The following is a 2123-nucleotide window of genomic DNA, read 5'->3' as shown; positions in this document are numbered from 1 at the left end:
ATGCGGGGGTAGTCCGGGTGCTCGGGCAGGTCCGGTGTGTGGGCCGGGAGCCGGTCGGCGAGGCCGGTGATGGTCTTGCGGGTGATCGCGAGGTGCTCCAGGTGCGTCTCGGCCTCCCGCAGCCGGGTCTGCAGGTCGTCGATCTGTGTGCGGAGGTCGTCGGCCAGGGACTGGGCGGCGTCTTCCTGCAGGTCCAGGGCGTCGAGCAGAGGCCGGATGTTCATGCTGCCACGGCCTCCGCCTCGCGCCAGGTCGGGGTATTCGTGCCGGTGAGGCGCCGGGTCATGACGTGGCTCATCGCCCAGTAGACGCGGGAGGCGGAGGAGGAGGGGCGGTGCTCGTAGTCGCGGACCAGGCGCCGGTGCAGTATCAGGATCCCGTAGGTCTGCTCGACCCTCCACCGCTTCGGCTGCGGCACGAACCCCTTGACCTGCGGGTCGCGAGCAACGATCTCAACGTCGATACCCAGGCCGGCGCCGTGCACGACGACCTGGTTCTTGAAGCCCTGGTCGACCAGGGCTTTGCGCACGATGCCGCCGGTATGCTCGGCGACTTGGTCCAGCAGGGCGATGCCCGCGGCGTTGTCGTGGGTGTTCGCGGCGAGGACGACGACTGCGATGACCAGGCCGAGGACGTCCACCGCCAGTCCGCGTTTGCGGCCGGGCACCCGCTTGGCCGGATCGTGGCCGCTCGTGACGGCGGGGACCCCGGCGGCCACGTGGACACTCTGGGTGTCCAGCACCACCAGGGTCGGGTCCTCTAATCGGCGGGCGCGTTCGCGGACCTGGCAGCGCAGGAGTTCGTGGATGACCTGGTCGGTTCCGTCGTCGCGCCAGGCGGCGAAGTAGTAGTACGTCGCGCTCTTCTGCGGCAGATCATGCGGGAGATAGGCCCACTGGCAGCCGGTCCGGCCCTGGTAGAGGATCGCGTTCACGATCTCCCGCATGTCGTAGGCGCCCTGGTGGCCGCTGACCGAGCGGTGCCGGTCCTTCCACGCGGTGATCACCGGTTGTCGGGTAGCGGGGACGCATTGCTGCGTCCCCGCCCCCTCAGAACCGTGCGTGCCCGATTTCCAAGCACACGGCTCAAGCAAGCCCCAAGGGCGTTCGCGGTGTTGCAGAAACTGCGGTTCTCCTGCGCGTTCTGGCCCGGAGGCTGCGTTGGCAGGAGGCGTGCACGAGGCGTGTCTGCGGTCCGTCCGGCGCGCCATGTCCCCCGTGGTGAGTGAGGTAGCTGGCGGCTACCGCTCGGCGGACGGTGTTCAGCCACCAGCGTTCCCATTCGTGCGGGGATTGTGGTGGCTGATAGGCGGTGAGGATGTAGTCCCCGCAGAGTGGACATCGGCCTTCCTGCCTGGCGAGCAGGTTCAGGTTGTAGTTGTCCAGCGGGGGTTTGACCTTCCTCCGTCTTTTGGCCCAGTAATCACGCAGGTCGGGATCGTCGGGTGACGCCCTGCCGGTGACCAGTTGGTGCCGGACGATATTCGTCCAGGAGAATTTGACCATGTGATAGGTGCCGCCGCTTTCGCTGATACAGCTACGATCGCCGAACACCCAATAGTCGTTCCTGAACTTGTTGAATTTGCCGTAGTAGCGGCGCACGATCCACTTCTTCGGCTTGTTGGGGTGCGAGCGTCGGGCCCACTTGTAGGTGAGCCGCCACACGTGAGAGTCCAGATTCGAAAAGATCCGGCTGGACACCACCCCTCGGTAGTAGGCCGCCCATCCACGAATAATCGGGTTGAGCTTGGCGATGACCGCCACCACGTTCGATCCGCGAAGGTTCCGCATCTCGTCCGTGAGCCTCTTCCGTAACCGCATGACCGCCTTCTTGCTTGGCGTGATGATCAGCTTGGAGTCGTGAAACCGGCGAAGGGTGAACCCCAGGAAGTCGAAACCTTCGGAGAGACGCGCAATGCGCGTCTTCTCCTCATTGAAGGTCAGGCCCCTGGGTGCCAGCCACTCCGCAAGCTGCGCCTTGACCTGCTCGGCCTGCTGCCGGGAGTGACAGCAGGCGACCATATCGTCGGCTTATGCCGCACGTCGGGTTATGCCGACCGCGGAGGCGAGAGCGTGACGGACCTGCAGTCCAGTTTTTGAAAGTTCAGCATAATCGGCGTCCAC

2 protein-coding genes and 1 pseudogene are annotated in these 2123 nt (G+C 65.5%); all 3 read right to left on the bottom strand.

Going from position 1 to position 2123, the window contains the following annotated elements; genetic code table 11:
• Positions 1–224: pseudogene (locus ACIQU6_RS44530) on the bottom strand (hypothetical protein); the annotation flags it as partial.
• A complete protein-coding gene (locus ACIQU6_RS44525; RefSeq protein ID WP_403488417.1) occupies positions 221–1006 on the bottom strand; it encodes an IS5 family transposase in 786 nt (261 codons plus the stop codon). The gene ACIQU6_RS44525 and the pseudogene ACIQU6_RS44530, both read right to left, overlap by 4 nt.
• 79 nt (positions 1007–1085) lie before the next feature.
• Positions 1086–2021, bottom strand: a complete 936-nt coding sequence (locus ACIQU6_RS44520) for a group II intron maturase-specific domain-containing protein (RefSeq protein WP_403488415.1) — start codon at positions 2019–2021, stop codon at positions 1086–1088.
• Positions 2022–2123 lie beyond the last annotated feature (102 nt).

It is taken from the genome of Streptomyces sp. NPDC090442, assembly GCF_044769405.1.
Lineage (GTDB): Bacteria > Actinomycetota > Actinomycetes > Streptomycetales > Streptomycetaceae > Streptomyces.
Note: the sequence above shows the minus strand (reverse complement) of the source record. Positions and strands in the feature narration are given on the sequence as shown.

Bases quoted from the DNA above. Each gene is read 5' to 3' on its own strand.
- ACIQU6_RS44520 (WP_403488415.1), bottom strand. From the start codon at position 2,021: ATGGTCGCCTGCTGTCACTCCCGGCAGCAGGCCGAGCAGGTCAAGGCG.